Annotated in this window: 8 protein-coding genes; 2 read left to right on the top strand and 6 right to left on the bottom strand. The window is 60.7% G+C overall.

All coding sequences use genetic code 11. The features are described from left to right. The first annotated feature begins 340 nt into the window (after positions 1 to 340). On the top strand, positions 341 to 6,829 hold the full coding sequence (locus F8N82_RS00290; protein WP_338918538.1) for a DUF5801 repeats-in-toxin domain-containing protein: 6,489 nt from the start codon (positions 341 to 343) through the stop codon (positions 6,827 to 6,829). Positions 6,830 to 6,984: 155 nt separating this feature from the next. On the opposite strand, the gene F8N82_RS00285 is transcribed toward F8N82_RS00290, so the two are convergent. From F8N82_RS00285 to F8N82_RS00260, 6 genes are all read right to left on the bottom strand, one after another. Beyond that, positions 6,985 to 7,701 (bottom strand): response regulator transcription factor, encoded by a 717-nt coding sequence (locus tag F8N82_RS00285; protein WP_038998497.1) that lies wholly within the window; start codon positions 7,699 to 7,701, stop codon positions 6,985 to 6,987. Between the two features lie 488 nt (positions 7,702 to 8,189). Then, positions 8,190 to 9,584, bottom strand: coding sequence for a TolC family outer membrane protein (locus F8N82_RS00280; protein WP_425328532.1), 1,395 nt, complete (start codon positions 9,582 to 9,584; stop codon positions 8,190 to 8,192). Next, positions 9,581 to 10,894, bottom strand: coding sequence for an HlyD family type I secretion periplasmic adaptor subunit (locus tag F8N82_RS00275; protein WP_038998495.1), 1,314 nt, complete (start codon positions 10,892 to 10,894; stop codon positions 9,581 to 9,583). The genes F8N82_RS00280 and F8N82_RS00275 overlap by 4 nt, the downstream gene beginning before the upstream one ends. Further along, positions 10,875 to 12,665, bottom strand: a complete 1,791-nt coding sequence (locus F8N82_RS00270; RefSeq protein ID WP_038998494.1) for a type I secretion system permease/ATPase — start codon at positions 12,663 to 12,665, stop codon at positions 10,875 to 10,877. The genes F8N82_RS00275 and F8N82_RS00270 overlap by 20 nt, the downstream gene beginning before the upstream one ends. A gap of 237 nt (positions 12,666 to 12,902) precedes the next feature. After that, positions 12,903 to 13,418, bottom strand: a complete 516-nt coding sequence (locus tag F8N82_RS00265) for a single-stranded DNA-binding protein (RefSeq protein ID WP_038998493.1) — start codon at positions 13,416 to 13,418, stop codon at positions 12,903 to 12,905. A gap of 9 nt (positions 13,419 to 13,427) precedes the next feature. Next, entirely contained in the window at positions 13,428 to 14,822 is a 1,395-nt protein-coding gene (locus F8N82_RS00260) for an MFS transporter (RefSeq protein ID WP_038998492.1), read from the bottom strand. 129 nt (positions 14,823 to 14,951) lie between these two features. Between F8N82_RS00260 and uvrA the strand changes: the two genes are divergently transcribed. Further along, positions 14,952 to 17,786, top strand: coding sequence for an excinuclease ABC subunit UvrA (uvrA, locus tag F8N82_RS00255; protein WP_038998491.1), 2,835 nt, complete (start codon positions 14,952 to 14,954; stop codon positions 17,784 to 17,786). The last annotated feature ends 10 nt before the right edge of the window (positions 17,787 to 17,796 follow it).

The raw sequence follows: 17,796 nt of genomic DNA, 5'->3' as shown, positions 1-17,796 counted from the left end.
CTCCTGATCAGGTGGTGGACGCGCGGGTCGTTGCCGGCGTCTCTTGAACGATCACGGTGGCGACACTGGTAGTAGTCACCAGTTGATACTGTAGTCAAGATTCCTGACCAGCGTGCTGAAAATGGCTCATTGCCGCTGGTATTGCTCGTTACAGGTTGCGCACGACATTGAGCAGCTGCGCTGCGTCATCGCGCTTCCCCTCCCAAGTAGTCCGAAACTCCCATCTCGCCTGGGAGTATCGGCCGATGCACAAGTTCCGACGCTTATCCATAGTTGCAGCGTGTATCGGAACTAGGTCCACGGTCCAGCCCCTATGCCTGGAGTTGCTCTGGAGAATGTCATGACTACCCGCAAAAAAATAACAACACCCACGAGCGACCTGACCGGTGACAGCAGTACCGATCTGTTACCCATTCACCAGAATGCCGTTGCGAGCAAAGACCAAAACGCTACAGTCGTAAGCGATCCGCCGCCCCAACAGACGCCGACCGTCACAACCGATCAAGCAGATTACGCCCCCGGCAGCACGGCCATCATCACGGCCAGCGGCTTCGCCGCCGGCAGCACAGTGGCGCTCGAAGTGGAGCACGCCACCGGCCCCGGCGCGGATAACCTGTGGGGCACGCCTGACGATGTACTCAAAACCAACACCGGCGAGGGACATGAGCCTTGGTACGTGACCGACGGCGGAGCCGGCGATCTCGACGGCCAAGTCAACGGCAGCATCACGACCTCGTGGTACGTGAATCCTGACGACTCGGCAGGCGCGACGTTCCTGCTCACCGCAGCCTCTGCCGGTGCCGATGGCAAGTTTGCTACCCGTGACGACGTCGTCGCGACAACGTCGTTTACCGACAGTGCCCTGAGTGTCGTGGCGACGGGGGTGAACGTGTCGTTGGACGAAACAGCCGGTTTGCAGAACAGCACGGCCACCCCAGCCCCTGCGGGAGACGCTGACGACAATGACATTCTGCTGACGGCGCTGCCCTCGGCCTTCGCTACCCGGCTGACAGCGCTTGGGGCAGGCACCGCAACAGGTGCGGCCTTGAGTGGCTATACGGGGGCGGTGGGCAACACGGGCAGCAATGCGTTCACCATCACCGCAGCGCCCGGAGCCAGCGTTACCGATATCAGCTTCACCGACAGCCTTGGCGCAGCGCTCAATGGCCTGGACAGCGGACTCGATACCCTCAATGGCACCGATATCCTTCTTTATACCGATACCAATAACAACATCCTGCTCGGCCGAGCCGGGGGCCCGGCCGGCGCGATCGTGTTCGCGGCCTACATTGAAGAAACCGGATCACCGGCCACCGGCGGCAAGATCTGGACCGTGGAATACCAACCGCTCAAGCATCCGGACGCCAGCAACCCGGACGATGCCCTCAACCTGCTGAACAAGGTGTTCATCGGTGCTAGCCAGGACCTGGTATTCAGCCTGGCCAATGCGCCTTCCGGGCAAAACCTGTTCCTGATGTTCACGACGGCGAACCCGACCGTTGTCGACGTAGGTGGGGTCTTGCGGATCACGGACCCGACAATTATCGCCACCGGCAAGAACCCCGCTGACCAGTCGAGCGGCGCCAATATAACGACTGGCGACACGATCAATACCAGCCAGGCGGGTGGCCCGACCACCTTCGGCACCAACAATCAGATGATTACGGAACAGGAAGGCATCCGCTTTTCGTTCGTCACCGGTGCCAGGCAGAATGTGACCATTCCTAACCTGGATCAGAACGAAGCCGATGTTGAATCCAACATCGACTTCACCGCCGTGTTCAATACGAGGTCGGCCACTTTCGACGTCGTGCAGTTGCAAAGTGGTAAGAGCGCGGTGGTAAAAATCAGCGCATTCAGCACCGCGGCTGAACCTGGCGTGAATTTCATCAACGGCTATGTGGGTGATACATCGGTTGCAATCGGTAATGTCCGCGTCATCAACATCAGCACCGGGCTGGTGATCGAGAACTCGGACGGATCGGCGAATGATCCGGCCATTGTCATCAGCTTTGCTTCCGGGGTTGCAACCATCACCGGCGTTAAAGCCGGCTACAAGATTGAATACACCACAACGGCAGACCACAATCGCGTGCTCATCGAGAACGGCGCGGCCACCGACGCCAAGGGCAATAACCACGCCGATTTCGATATCGGTGGCTTCAAGCTGCTCCAAGCCTCTACTACGACCGCCGAAATTGGTTCGAAGATGATCTTCGAGGACGACGGCCCGAGCATCAGCACCACCGGCACGGAACCGACGCTGACAGTCGACGAAACCGTGCTGGCAACCAACGCCACGCAGAGCTTCGCCGCCAACTTCACCTCGGCGTTTGGCGCCGATGGCGCCGGTACGTTGACCTATGCACTGGGCGCGGTAGCGGGGGCTTCCGGGCTGACCGACTCCGCTACCGGTGAGGCAGTGAATCTGTCGCTCAATGGCGGCGTGGTGGAAGGCCGCACGGCCACGACTAACGAACTGGTGTTCACCGTCAGCGTCGCCACCAACGGTGACGTCACCCTTGACCAACTGCGCGCCGTAGTACACCCCAACACGACCAATCCGGATGATTCGACCAGCCTGACCTCGGACAACCTGGTTACCCTCACCGCAACCAAAACCGACAGGGACGGTGACAGTGCCCAAGCCACCTTGAACATCGGGCAAAACCTGGTGTTCAAGGACGACGGCCCGAGCGTCAGCACCACCGGCACCGAGCCGGTGCTGACAGTCGACGAAACCGTGCTGGCAACCAACGCCACGCAGAGCTTCGCCGCCAACTTCACCTCGGCGTTTGGCGCCGATGGCGCCGGCACGTTGACCTATGCGCTGGGCGCGGTAGCCGGGGCTTCCGGGCTGACCGACACCGCCACCGGTGAGGCCGTCAACCTGTCGCTCAACGGCACCGTAGTTGAAGGCCGCACCGCCACGACCAACGAGCTGGTGTTCACCGTCAGCGTCGCTGCCAACGGTGACGTCACCCTTGACCAACTGCGTGCCGTAGTACACCCCAACACGACCAATCCGGATGATTCGACCAGCCTGACCTCGGACAACCTGGTTACTCTCACCGCAACCAAAACCGACAGGGACGGCGACAGCGTCCAGGCCACCCTCAACATCGGGCAAAACCTGGTGTTCAAGGACGACGGCCCGAGCGTCAGCACCACCGGCACCGAGCCGGTGCTGACAGTCGATGAAACCGTGCTGGCAACCAACGCCACGCAGAGCTTCGCCGCCAACTTCACCTCGGCGTTTGGCGCCGATGGCGCCGGTACGTTGACCTATGCCCTGGGCGTGGTAGCGGGGGCTTCCGGGCTGACTGACACCGCCACCGGTGAGGCCGTCAACCTGTCGCTCAACGGCACCGTAGTCGAAGGCCGCACCGCCACGACCAACGAGCTGGTATTCACCGTCAGCGTCGCCGCCAACGGTGACGTCACCCTCGACCAACTGCGTGCCGTAGTACACCCCAACACGACCAATCCGGATGATTCGACCAGCCTGACCTCGGACAACCTGGTTACCCTCACCGCAACCAAAACCGACAGGGACGGTGACAGCGCCCAAGCCACCCTCAACATCGGGCAAAACCTGGTGTTCAAGGACGACGGCCCGAGCATCAGCACCACCGGCACGGAACCGACGCTGACAGTCGACGAAACCGTGCTGGCGACCAACGCCACGCAGAACTTCGCTGCCAACTTCACCTCGGCGTTCGGCGCCGATGGCGCCGGTACGTTGACCTATGCACTGGGCGTGGTAGCGGGGGCTTCCGGGCTGACCGACTCCGCTACCGGTGAGGCAGTCAACCTGTCGCTCAACAGCACCGTAGTCGAAGGCCGCACCGCCACGACCAACGAGCTGGTATTCACCGTCAGCGTCGCCGCCAACGGTGACGTCACCCTTGACCAACTGCGTGCCGTGGTACACCCCAACACGACCAATCCGGATGATTCGACCAGCCTGACCTCGGACAACCTGGTCACTCTCACCGCAACCAAAACCGACAGGGACGGCGACAGCGTCCAGGCCACCCTCAACATCGGGCAAAACCTGGTGTTCAAGGACGACGGCCCGAGCGTCAGCACCACCGGCACCGAGCCGGTGCTGACAGTCGATGAAACGGTACTGGCGACCAACGCCACGCAGAGCTTCGCCGCCAACTTCACCTCGGCGTTTGGCGCCGATGGCGCCGGTACGTTGACCTATGCCCTGGGCGTGGTAGCGGGGGCTTCCGGGCTGACTGACACCGCCACCGGTGAGGCCGTCAACCTGTCGCTCAACGGCACCGTAGTCGAAGGCCGCACCGCCACGACCAACGAGCTGGTATTCACCGTCAGCGTCGCCGCCAACGGTGACGTCACCCTCGACCAACTGCGTGCCGTAGTACACCCCAACACGACCAATCCGGATGATTCGACCAGCCTGACCTCGGACAACCTGGTTACCCTCACCGCAACCAAAACCGACAGGGACGGCGACAGTGCCCAAGCCACCCTCAACATCGGGCAAAACCTGGTGTTCAAGGACGACGGCCCGAGCATCAGCACCACCGGCACGGAATCGACGCTGACGGTAGACGAAACCGTGCTGGCGACCAACGCCACGCAGAGCTTCGCCGCCAACTTCACCTCGGCGTTTGGCGCCGATGGCGCCGGTACGTTGACCTATGCCCTGGGCGTGGTAGCGGGGGCTTCCGGGCTGACTGACACCGCCACCGGTGAGGCCGTCAACCTGTCGCTCAACGGCACCATAGTCGAAGGCCGCACCGCCACGACCAACGAGCTGGTATTCACCGTCAGCGTCGCCGCCAACGGTGACGTCACCCTCGACCAACTGCGTGCCGTAGTACACCCCAACACGACCAATCCGGATGATTCGACCAGCCTGACCTCGGACAACCTGGTTACCCTCACCGCAACCAAAACCGACAGGGACGGTGACAGCGCCCAAGCCACCCTCAACATCGGGCAAAACCTGGTGTTCAAGGACGACGGCCCGAGCATCAGCACCACCGGCACGGAACCGACGCTGACAGTCGACGAAACCGTGCTGGCGACCAACGCCACGCAGAACTTCGCTGCCAACTTCACCTCGGCGTTCGGCGCCGATGGCGCCGGTACGTTGACCTATGCACTGGGCGTGGTAGCGGGGGCTTCCGGGCTGACCGACTCCGCTACCGGTGAGGCAGTGAATCTGTCGCTCAATGGCGGCGTGGTGGAAGGCCGCACGGCCACGACTAACGAACTGGTGTTCACCGTCAGCGTCGCCACCAACGGTGACGTCACCCTTGACCAACTGCGCGCCGTGATCCATCCCGACGCGACCAATCCGGATGATTCGACCAGCCTTGCGTCCGACAACCTGGTCACTCTCACCGCAACCAAAACCGACAGGGATGGCGACAGCGCCCAGGCCACCCTGAATATCGGGCAGAACCTGGTTATCAAGGACGACGGCCCGGCACTCGCCTTTGGCAACCTGATCGGGACCGGTAGCGTCCTTGCGCAATACGGCTTCTGGAGCATGGCCGCCGGCGCTGATGGACTGGGGGCGGCGGGTCTGGACATCTCGTTGGTCAATGGCCAGTTCACCCTTGTCAGGCCAGACAACACGACCACGACCGGGACCGGCACGCTCACCGAACTGGTGCCCTCGCCGGACGTCAATGGTGCGTACCAGTTCGCCGGGACGTTGACCGGCGACTTCGACAACAACGCAGCAACGGCGAACACCACCGTCGACTACACGCTGACCGCCTATGCCAATGGCAGCTATGCACTGGATCTGGTGCAAGGTTTTGCTTCGACGATCGTGCTCAGCAGTGCCGACGGCTCGCTCGGTGCCGGCGGCCCGGACCCCGTGCGCACCTTGTTGATTCCGGCGCAGGATCCGCCGACTATTCCTTCGCCATCTGAGGAGATTGTGTTCTTCGGTGTTAACGCGACCACTAGCGCAAGCGATATATTTTCTGCCATCACCCCGGGAGCGTCCGACCTCACCGAAGCACAGATAGAGGCTGGCGGGTTTGCATTCATCGGCAGCGCGAACATGAACGTCAGCACGTCCGGCATTGGCATTACCAACAACAATCTGGATGGAAACGGGACGGCAGGCATCAATGCCGGTGACGAGAGCTTCGTCATCAATCCCGAGACCCTGTTGACGGGCATGAAGATTTTCATCGACAACTCGGTCCAGGGGTACAACCCGGCAACGGAGGAGCTGTACTACACGATCTTCTACGATGACGGCACGACGTCAGGTTCGCCGACGAAAGTTCTTGCCGCCGATCTGACCTCGGAGGATGGAGGACAGACGTCCTTCGTCATCGAAAGATCGGACTCGAAGCTCATTGACGCGGTCCAGCTCACCATGGGCCTGGGCGTGATCAAAATACCGGTGATCCAGTTCATCCAGGAGAGCGAGAGCCTGGCCAGCGATATCAAGCTGGCGTTCAATGCGACACTGACAGACAAGGACGGGGACACGGCGACCAGTGCATTCGACGCCAACCTGTTCGCCAACGACTCGGCCGAGGCAGAATTCGACTTCACCCTGGTCGGCACGGGCGGTGAGCGGGATGCCTTCAACATCGATCTGTCGGTCGCCGAGAACCTGTACCAGGTCACCGGCTTCGATGCGGGCCTGAGCCTGCGCGACACGCTGGTGCTCAACGGCGACCAGAGCGCCGTTGTCCAGTCGATCGACAACAGTGGCGCAAACAGCATCGTGACGGTTGCCGAGACTGGCGGACAAACAACGACCATCACCTTGGTCGGAGTCGACCTTCTCAATAGCGACATTGTGTTTGGCGGCGCCTGAGGCAGCGCAAGTGTGAAAGGATGCGAGGGTGGCGTGACAACTACCCTCGCATTGCTTTTTGAACCTGCGACAACGTTATCTCCATCAACCAGGGGCCTCGGTGGTTGCCTAGACGCCAAAAAGATCGCTCAGAGCGTGTTGTTTTGACGTGAAGCTCAATCGCGCTCCACCCGAATAGACTCGGGTGGTTCTTCGTTATTGGTAAGCCCGTGTTTCAGCGCATACATCAGCAAATCGATGCGATTGATCAGATTGAGCTTTTGATAGATGTTGCTGAGGTGGTTGTGCACGGTGTGCTCACTGATCCCCAGGCGCCCGGCGATGCTCACGTATTTGGCGGAGGGGTCCCCCACGATGGCGCGAATCAGTTCCCTCTCGCGCAGCGTCAGCCGCGCCTGCTTCGCCCGCTCCAGATTGCACTTCAAGGGGGTATGCACGGTCGCGGCATATCCGGAAAGCCCACCGACCCAGGCCCTGTCCAGCCCACTGTTGTGATGATGGGCCTTGATGATGGCCTGGATAATCGATTCCGTCGGGTCTTCCGCCAGCACGATGCCGCGTGCGCCCGCCTCTATCGCCTGGACAAAGGGGACGGCTTCGTACAGGCCTTTGAGCACCAGCACTTTGGTTTCAGCGCTGCGAGCCAACCCCGCGACGACCTCCAGCGGGTTCAGCGCATCCGGAAAGAAACTGAAAAGAATGACATTGGGATGCAACTGATCGGCAAGATCCAGCGCATTGGTATAGGTGCTGGCCTCACAGCTCACCTCCATCCGCGGCTTCCTGGCATTGATCAAGTCATGAAGCCCCATGAGAACCAGGGGACGACAATCGACCAACATCACACGTATCGGTTTTCTGTGGTTAGGCATGATGTTCCTGCCTCCCATGAAAAACGATCTATGACCTGCATCCGTTGAGCGTTCTGAGTCAACGACCCTGGAAGCATTTTTACCTGTGGTATCGAAAAGGGTTGCAGACGTTTTCCATCGCTGGAAGACGCCACCGAGACAATACAAATACAAATAACTATCAATAGCTTACGCACGATTCTGTGCTCCCTAGAGCCCTCTACTGAGTCTAGGTCAGCACAACACGCCGCCTGTACAGCCACCCACCAGCCATTGACTCGAACCTTAGGCGAGTAGCCGGGTTGATGTTTCTGGGAGTTGGCCCTAGTCCTCGGAAATCAAGGTCTTAGGCGGGCCACAGGCGACCTGCAAGCAGCGTTTGACAGCGAGCAGAATCGTCAATTAACAGACGAATGGTGTGTAGTTACATGCCCTAAAAATGCACCTGTCAATTTCTCGTCCAAACCGCTTGGCGATTCATCCGCTGGAATGGCCAGGCACGCTTTCTACTAATAATCGGATCCAACGCCCGCTGCTTGGGACGGGCTGCCGGGGCTCAACCAGTTGTTCACACTGCCTACACTTTCGGCTGGTGGTTTTCCCGCCCAACGGTTGAGGGTAAACACATTGCTGAGGAACTCGTATTGCGTCTTGAGCAGGTCACGCCTGGCGCGGAATTCGTTGCGTACACTGGCCAGAACATCGACGGCATTGACCATTCCATAGGTCAACGCTTTCTCTGCCGCCACCCTGGAAAGTTTTGCCGAGTCCAGGGCCAGACGATTTGCGTCGATTTTCTCGCCGTTCGAATTGGCAGTCAGGTAAGCGCTGGTGATCTCCTTGACCACCCGGCGCCGAATCGCTTCCAGCTCCTGCTCGGCGGCCAACTGATCCTGGTAAAGCCCACGGACCCGCGCCGAGGTCGAGCCGCCGCTGTACAGCGGCACCTGAACGCCGACGCCAGCGACATAGCTGTCAGTTCGCGGCGCCAGGGAGTTGTTGTAGCCCTCGTTGGTTTCTTGTGCGCTCAGGTTCAGGCTCACGGTCGGATAGTGCCCACCCTTGCCACTGCGCAACGCTGCACCCGCTGCTTCGACTCCACTCTCGCTGGCCTTGAGCGCCGGGTTTAGCGCTATACCCTCGCGGACCCAGTTTTCCAGACTCTGCGCCGAAACCCGTAGGTGTGCGTCATCGCGAATGCGGTTGAGCTTCTCTTTGACCGGCCGGCCGACGATCTCCGCCAGCGCCTCACGACTGATTCTGGCCTGGTTGCGGGCATCCACTTCCTGCGCCGCAAGTAAATCCACCCGGGCCTTGAGGTCGAGCTGATCCGTCACCAACGCCAGCTGCTTTTCGTACAACGCATTGACTCGATCCAGGCTCTTTTGCGTGGTTCGGCGTTCCGCCCTCACCAACTCCAGCTCATCCTCGGCCGCCAACGCAGTGAAGTAACGCCGCGCCAACTCCACAGCGGCCTCGGCTTGGGCATCCAGCGCTTGCGACTCCGACTGCCTGGCCAGGCTTTTGAATTTCTGATAGTTCTCCCACGCGGCCTTGTTGTAGAGATACTGACGCAGTACCAGGCTGTAGCTTTCACTATCGTAACTCTGCTGTATCAGGTCGTTTTCCTGGTGAATACGGTTCGATCCGGCATTGAGTGATAATTGCGGCAACAGTGCCCCCATGGCCTCGCGCTGATGTTCCTTGCCCGCCTGCGCTTGCGCAAAAGAGGCCAATACCTGCGGGTCCTCCAGTCGCGCCTCGCGATACAACTGCATGAGATCGGTGGAGAACGTAGAGGCACTGACCCCGGTCGACGCTTGTGCAGCGGGTTGCCCCAGGGCAGCCCCCACTGCAAGCATGCACACTCCCCCCAGAAGAACCGACGACATACCCACGGTCATTCCTCGATCATCGATTGAGACATGACATCGCGGGCCGGCTGCATCAAGTACTGCAATAGCGTGCGTTGCCCGGTGATGATCAACACGTCCGCCGGCATCCCTGGCAACAACTTGCGCTCACCCAAGGTGCGCGCGCCCTTCTCGGTTACCCGGACCCGCGCCAGGTAATAGGCAGCCCCGGTCTTTTCGTTGGTCAGCCGGTCAGCCGACACGCTGCTGACCTCACCTTCGATCACCGGGGTGGTCGAACTCTTGAACGCACCGAAACGGATATCGGCGCGTTTGCCGATGGCGATGCGATCAATATCCACCGGTGCCACCTGGGCCTCTATGACCAGCTCGGAAACCGATGGAACGATGTCCAGCAACGGCGTCGCTGGGCGCACGACACCACCAATGGTGTGCACTGTCATGCCAATCACCATGCCCGCGTCGGGCGCGCGGATGACGATATGGTTGAGCCGGTCTTCCAGGGCCGAGGTTTTCTCTTGCAGGTCGTATATCCGGGTCTGGACCTCAGCCAGCTGCTTGGCAACATCGGCATTGAAGTCCTTGTCGACTTGCAGAATCTGCAACTGCGTTTCGTTGATTTGCAGGCGCGTCCTGTTAATAGCGGAACGGTGATCAGCCACCTCCGACCTGAGCATCCCCAGCTTGCGCTCCTGCTCAAGCAGACGTTGTTTGTCGACGAACCCCTGCTGCAGCAGATCGGTCAATTCATTGATTTCACCGCTGTAGGATTTCTCCAGACCAACCTTGGCAGCAATCATCGACTCCAATCCCTTGATCTGTTGATTCAATTGGCCAATGCGCTCACGCAGCACCGCTATCTGGCCCAGCCGCGAACCCTGCCGGGCGTTGAAAACCTGAGTCTCGCCCTGGCGCGCTTCCTCTCCTCGCAGGCTGGCGGGGTCGGCGATCTGTCCAAAACCGATCACCGGGAGCGTGTCACGCTCGGCGATGAGCCTCGCCTCCATGGCACTGGCCGCAACAAGCTGGCCTCTGGCCATCTCGTACTCGAAGCGCAGCTGGGAATCATCGAGAATGATCAACGGGTCATCACGCTTGACGATGTCACCGTCATGGGCCAGCACCTCTTTGACAATCCCGCCCTCAAGATGCTGGACCGTTTTGCGATAGGCCTGCACGGTGACCACCCCCGGCGCGTAAGCGGCTCCGTCGAGGGGCGCAATTGCCGCCCAGGTGCCGAACAGGCCAAAAGTAATCCCGACAATGCCAAGGCCCAGGCGGCGGATTTTTCGATCTGCTATGGGCAGGTCGGCGAAGCTTTCAATTTGACGGTTGGGCATCGTAGGGGTCATTGCCATTGCCCTTGCTGGTCTCGACCGAGGTCACGCTGGCACCTACTGGTGCGGGCATGGCGGGCTTTTGTACCGGCGGTTGCTGCGCGTTGAGTTCGGCCAACACATGGTCGCGTGGCCCATAGAGACTGATAACCCCAGCCCTCATCACCATGAGCCGGTCAAGTTGCGAGACGATGTTGGTTCGGTGAGTAATTACAAAAAGGGTCGCGCCGGTCTGCTTGAGCTGCTGGATGGCTGCAGCCAGGGCGCGATCACCAACTTCGTCAAGATTGGAGTTGGGCTCGTCGAGAATAATCAGCCGCGGGTTGCCATACAGGGCGCGAGCCAGCCCGATGCGCTGGCGCTGCCCTCCCGACAGCATGACGCCCTCGCTGCCAATGATGGTGTCGTAGCCATCAGGCAACAGCAAAATCATTTCGTGAACGCCAGCCGTCCTGGCAGCTTGAATGACTTTCGCCGAATCGACCTCGGCGAAACGGGCAATGTTCTCGGCGACGCTGCCTTCGAACAGTTCAATATCCTGAGGTAAATAACCAACATGCGGGCCAAGCTCCTGTTTGTCCCAGGCACTGATGTCCGCGCCATCCAGCCGGACCACGCCCTGCTGGGGCGCCCATACACCCATCAGTGCTCTGGCCAGTGTCGACTTGCCCGAGGCGCTTGGACCGATGATTCCCACCACGCAACCGGCAGGTACGCTGAAACTGATATTTTTGATGATCGGCGTTTTCGAGCCAGGTGCCGCAACAATCAGATTCTCGACCTGCACGTGCCCCTGGGGCGCAGGTAAAGACAGACGCTCGGGTTGCGCTTGTTGTTTATCAAGGATGTCGTTCAGACGCTTGTACTGCGAGCGAGCGGCAATAAAGCCTTTCCAGCCACCGATGATCAGATCGATTGGGGCCAGTGCACGCCCCAGCAACACAGCGCCAGCAAACACCATACCTGCGCCCACCTGATGATCCACCGCCAGGTAGGCCCCCAGTCCCAGTACCAGTGATTGCACCAGGAGCCGGAACGACCGGGAAAGCGTGCTGACCAGCGCAGCTCTATCACTGGCCAGGGACTGCAGCAACAGCACGCTCCTCTGCCGACGCCCCCACCGATCCATCAGGGTTTCAAGCATGCCCATGGACTCGATGACTTCGGCGTTGCGCAGGTTCTTGGTGGTATAGAGCGTCGCGCCGATATGCTCCTTGTTGGCTTGGGCCAATACCGGTCCGGTCAGCTTCTCATTGATCAATGCGAGTAGTAGCAACAACAAGGCGCTGCCCGTCGCTACCCAACCAAACCAGGGGTGAAACGCGAACATCACCGCGATATAGATCGGCAACCAGGGCGCATCGAAAAAGGCGAACAGACCGTTGCCGGAAAGAAACTGCCTCAAGCCCGTCAAGTCGTTGAGCGACTGTGCCGAAGCATCCATGCCGCCACTTTCCAGAGCCCGCTTGAAACTGGCCTTGTAAACCTGGCGACTCAACAACACATCCAGGCGGGTACTGACCCGAATCATGATCCGCGAACGAACCCACTCCAGAGAGGCGAGCGTGATCAGCAGCCCAGTCATGATCAGCGTTAGCATGGCCAGGGTCGTCAGGCTTCCGCTCGCCATCACTCGGCCATATACCTGAAGCATATAGAAGGTAGGGACGAGCATTAACGCGTTAATGAAAAAACTAAAAAATCCAACAGAAACAAAGCTGTCTCTACAGGTTTTCAACGCATGCTTCAAACTGTTTTCAGGTGTGCTTCGCATGGAAACCCCTGCTCGAAACGCCATCCTGCTTGGAGCTTAGATCATGCCAAGCACTGCGTGTAGCAATTGGCCAGATCGCCTCAGACAAGTCGCCTGCAGCAGCACAAAACTCGCCTCAAGAAGCATCGAGGGGCGCTAGCAGAACTGGGTCAACAGAAAACTTCCCCCTGAAATGACAAAGCCCCCGCAGTGCGGGGGCTTTTAGAAGAAACTTTACGGAAAAGTCTCTACGACTCCTCAGAACGGAATGTCGTCATCGAAGCTGTCGAAGTCCGGAGCCGGCTGTGGTGCGGCCTGCTGAGGTGCTGGACGCTGCTGCGGTGCGGACTGCTGCGGGCGCGGAGCCTGCTGGCGTGGTGCCTGGTTGTAGTTGTTGCCGCCGCCTTGCGGGGCGCCGTCCTGGTTCTGTGGACGGCCGCCGAGCAACTGCATGGTGCCCTGCATGTCGACGACGATTTCAGTGGTGTAACGCTTGATGCCGTCCTTTTCCCACTCGCGAGTCTGCAGCTTGCCTTCGATGTAGACTTGCGAGCCTTTGCGCAGGTACTCACCGGCGATTTCGGCAACCTTGCCGAACATCGAAACACGGTGCCATTCGGTGCGCTCGACCTTCTGGCCGGTCTGCTTGTCGGTCCACTGCTCGCTGGTCGCCAGGCTCAGGTTGGTGACGGCGTTACCGTTAGGCAGGTAGCGGACTTCGGGATCCTGGCCGCAGGTACCGACCAGAATGACTTTGTTAACCCCACGGGCCATAACGTTCTCCTAGGCTTCGCACGCGGAGGAAGCCGGGTTTACCAGGCGTTCCAGGGTCGTGCGATCCAAAATTTGTGTATCAAGTTTGATATAGATGGCGGCTTCATCGGCCACCACCACTGCGTCGGTCACACCCGGGACGGCCATCAGCCGCTCGGTCAGCCCCGCTTCCCGTACCGCCTCGGCCGATAACGGCATGCGCAGGCTGGTCACGTACGGCGGTTCACGCATGCTCAGCGCCACGACCCACCACAGGGCACACAACGCTGCGCAGCCAAGGAACACCGTGCTCAGGCCACCGTGCTGGAACAACCAGCCACCGAGAATTCCTCCCAACGCGGCACCAAGGAACTGGCTGGTGGAGTACACCCCCATGGCCGTGCCCTTGCCGCCGGCGGGCGACACCTTGCTTACCAGTGAAGGCAAGGATGCCTCCAGCAGGTTGAAGGCAGTAAAGAATATCACGGTGCCGATCACCAGTTCGTGCAAGTTGTCTGCCGATAACCAGAAGTACAGCTCGGTGAGCATCAACACACTGACCGCGCCCAGCAGGACACGTTTCATCTTGCGCTTTTTTTCGCCGTAGATGATGAACGGGATCATTGCAAAGAATGAAATCAGCAAGGCGGTCAGGTACACCCACCAGTGCTCTTCCTTGGGCAGACCGCCACGCTCGACGAACGCCAGCGGCAAGGCGATGAAACTGGCCATCAAAATGGCATGCAGGACGAAGATGCCCACGTCCAGGCGCAGCAGGTCCGGGTGGCGCAAGGTCGGCAGCAGCGCCTGCTTGGCGACCCCGGATTCGCGATGCTGCAGGGCGCCGTGAGATGGCGGCACCACAAAGGCAATGATCGCGATACCCACCACGGCCATCGCCGCAGTGGCCAGGAACAGCCCGGACAGGCCGAAGGCGCGGGTCAGCAGCGGGCCGACGACCATGGCCACGGCGAACGACAAGCCGATGCTCATGCCGATCATGGCCATGGCCTTGGTGCGGTGTTGTTCGCGGGTCAGGTCCGAGAGCAAGGCCATGACCGCGGCCGAAATCGCCCCGGCGCCTTGCAGGATGCGCCCGGCAATCACCCCCCAGATCGAGTCGGCCTGGGCCGCCAGCACGCTGCCCAGGGCAAAGATCACCAGGCCCAGGTAAATCACCGGGCGGCGGCCGATGCGATCGGATATCACCCCGAACGGAATCTGCAGGAAAGCCTGGGTCAGGCCGTAGGCGCCAATGGCCAGGCCGATCAGTGCCGGGGTTGCACCGGCCAGGTCCATGCCATAGGTCGCCAGTACCGGCAGGACCATGAACATGCCCAGCATACGGAAGGCGAACACCAGGGCCAGGCCGCCTGCGGCGCGGGTCTCGCTGCCACTCATGCGTTCGCTGTGGGGATCGTGCATGGATAAACCTCGTGTGAACCGGCGGCGATTCTACCAGTCCCATCGCTTAACGGCATATACGCGACGCTTTGCCGCGTAATGGCATGGAGCCGTATACTCAACCGTTTATGCCCGCCGAGCGAGGCCGCAGTGGACAAGATCCTGATTCGTGGGGCACGTACCCACAACCTGAAGAACATCGACCTGACCCTGCCCCGGGACAAGTTGATCGTCATCACCGGCCTGTCCGGTTCCGGCAAGTCGTCCCTGGCCTTCGATACCCTGTACGCCGAAGGCCAGCGCCGCTATGTCGAATCCCTGTCGGCCTACGCCCGGCAGTTCCTGTCGATGATGGAAAAACCCGACGTCGACACCATCGAAGGTTTGTCACCGGCAATTTCCATCGAGCAAAAGTCGACCTCGCACAACCCGCGTTCGACCGTCGGCACCATCACCGAAATCTACGACTACCTGCGCCTGCTCTACGCCCGCGTCGGTACCCCGCGCTGCCCGGATCACGACATTCCCCTGGAAGCGCAGACCGTCAGCCAGATGGTCGACCTGGTACTGGCCCAGCCCGAAGGCAGCAAGCTGATGCTGCTGGCGCCGGTGATTCGCGAGCGCAAGGGTGAACACCTGGCGGTGTTCGAAGAGCTGCGCGCCCAGGGCTTCGTGCGGGCACGGGTCAACGGCAAGCTGTTCGAACTCGATGAACTGCCCAAGCTCGACAAGCAGAAAAAACACACCATCGAAGTGGTGGTCGACCGCTTCAAGGTGCGTGAAGACCTGCAGCAGCGCCTGGCCGAATCGTTCGAGACCGCGCTGAAGCTGGCCGACGGCATCGCCCTGGTCGCGTCGATGGACGACGAGCCGTTCGAAGAGATGATCTTCTCCGCGCGCTTCGCCTGCCCGATCTGCGGCCATGCGATCAGCGAGCTGGAACCCAAGCTGTTCTCCTTCAACAACCCGGCTGGCGCCTGCCCGACCTGCGACGGCCTGGGGGTCAAACAGTTTTTCGACACCAAGCGCCTGGTCAATGGCGAGCTGACCCTGGCCGAAGGCGCGATTCGCGGCTGGGACCGGCGCAACGTCTATTACTTCCAGATGCTCGGCTCGCTGGCCGCACATTATGACTTCAGCCTCGAAATTCCCTTCGGCGAGCTGCCGGCCGAGCAACAGAAAGTCATCCTCCACGGCAGCGGCAAGCAGAACGTCGACTTCAAGTACCTCAATGACCGTGGCGACATCGTCAAGCGCTCGCACCCGTTCGAAGGCATCGTGCCGAACCTGGAACGCCGCTATCGTGAAACCGAATCGGCGACCGTGCGTGAAGAGCTGGCCAAGTTCCTCAGCACCCAGCCCTGCCCGGATTGCCGCGGCACCCGCCTGCGTCGTGAAGCACGGCACGTGTGGGTCGGCGAGAAAACCCTGCCGGCGGTCACCTGCCTGCCGATTGGCGATGCCAGCGGCTACTTCGCTGGCCTGAAGCTGACCGGTCGACGTGGCGAAATTGCCGACAAGATTCTCAAGGAAATCTGCGAGCGCCTGCAGTTTCTGGTCAACGTCGGCCTCGACTACCTGACCCTCGACCGCAGCGCCGATACCCTCTCCGGCGGTGAAGCCCAGCGTATCCGCCTGGCCAGCCAGATCGGCGCGGGCCTGGTCGGGGTGATGTACATCCTCGACGAACCGTCCATCGGCCTGCACCAGCGCGACAACGACCGTTTGCTCGGCACCCTCAATCACCTGCGCGACATCGGCAACACGGTGATCGTGGTCGAGCACGACGAGGACGCCATTCGCCTGGCCGACTACGTGGTCGACATCGGCCCGGGCGCCGGCGTGCATGGCGGCCAGATCGTGGCTGAAGGCACGCCCGCCGAAGTCATGGCCCACCCTGACTCACTGACCGGCAAGTACCTGTCAGGCCGGGTCAAGATTGCCGTACCGGCCAAGCGTACGCCGCGTAACAAGAAACTCTCGCTCAAGCTCAAGGGCGCGCGTGGCAACAACCTGCAAAACGTCGACCTGGAAATTCCGATCGGCCTGCTGACGTGCGTAACCGGCGTGTCCGGTTCGGGCAAATCGACGCTGATCAACAACACCCTGTTCCCGCTCAGCGCTACCGCCCTCAACGGCGCCAGTACTCTGGAAGCGGCGCCGCACGACAGTTGCGACGGCCTGCAGCACCTGGACAAGGTGGTCGACATCGACCAGAGCCCGATCGGCCGCACCCCGCGCTCGAACCCGGCGACCTACACCGGGCTGTTCACCCCCATCCGCGAACTGTTCTCCGGCGTCCCGGAATCGCGTTCGCGCGGCTACGGCCCCGGACGTTTCTCCTTCAACGTCAAGGGCGGGCGCTGCGAGGCGTGCCAGGGCGATGGCCTGATCAAGGTCGAAATGCACTTTTTGCCGGACATCTACGTGCCTTGCGATGTGTGCAAGAGCAAGCGCTACAACCGCGAAACCCTGGAGATCAAATACAAGGGCAAGAACATCCACGAGGTCCTGGAAATGACCATCGAGGAAGCCCGCGAGTTCTTCGACGCGGTCCCGGCGCTGGCGCGCAAGCTGCAGACACTGATGGATGTCGGCCTGTCCTACATCAAGCTCGGGCAGTCGGCGACCACCCTGTCGGGAGGCGAGGCACAGCGGGTCAAGCTGTCACGCGAGCTGTCCAAGCGCGACACCGGCAAGACCCTGTACATCCTCGACGAGCCGACCACCGGCCTGCACTTTGCCGATATCCAGCAACTGCTCGACGTGCTGCACCGTCTGCGCGATCACGGCAACACTGTGGTGGTGATCGAGCACAACCTGGACGTGATCAAGACCGCCGACTGGATCGTCGACCTAGGCCCCGAGGGCGGCTCCAAGGGTGGGCAGATCATCGGCTTTGGTACCCCGGAAGAAGTGGCCGAGATGAAGCAGTCGTATACCGGCTACTACCTCAAGCCGCTGCTGGAGCGCGATCGCGCCTGATGTGGGAGCG

The organism is Pseudomonas fluorescens, from assembly GCF_902497775.2.
In the GTDB taxonomy this organism is placed as follows: domain Bacteria; phylum Pseudomonadota; class Gammaproteobacteria; order Pseudomonadales; family Pseudomonadaceae; genus Aquipseudomonas; species Aquipseudomonas putida_F.
The sequence above is the reverse complement of the archived record's forward strand: the minus strand, read 5'-3'. Positions and strand labels throughout refer to the sequence as shown.